The sequence below is a fragment of the Corallococcus sp. AB018 genome, assembly GCF_003986945.1.
Taxonomy (GTDB): Bacteria; Myxococcota; Myxococcia; order Myxococcales; family Myxococcaceae; genus Corallococcus; species Corallococcus exiguus.
In genome coordinates, this window is the sequence record NZ_RAWR01000570.1 from 1 (window position 1) to 423 (window position 423).

At 56.3% G+C, this 423-nt stretch carries 1 protein-coding gene; it reads left to right on the forward strand.

The window, feature by feature from the left end; genetic code table 11:
• The coding region (locus D7Y11_RS42995; RefSeq protein WP_148139313.1) for a substrate-binding domain-containing protein at window positions 1-423 on the forward strand (423 nt) is incomplete at both ends.

The window sequence follows — 423 nt, forward strand, 5'->3', positions numbered from 1 at the left end:
CTACTAAGGTGCTCGCGACGGCAGTTGCCGTGACGATAATAGCGACTGGTGTGGCCGGTTGTAACCGTGACGGTGGAGCTGGTTCATCTGCATCGGGCACGGTGGTGTTTGCCGTCTCCACGCAAACTAACCCGTTCTTCGTTCAGCTTGTGGATGGGGCAAAGAAGGAGGCTAAGGCCAAGGGAGTTAACCTTCAGGTGCAGGACGCGTCAGACGACGCCGCCACCCAGGCCAACCAGCTTGCTAACGCGGTATCTACCTCAGCCAAAGTAGTTATCGTCAATCCGACTGATTCTGACGCCGTTGCGCCGTCTGTGAAGGCCCTCAATAAGGCGAAAATCCCGGTGATTACGGTCGACCGCAGCTCCAGCAGCGGTGATGTTGCTTCCTTCATTGCATCTGACAACATTGCTGGTGGTATCG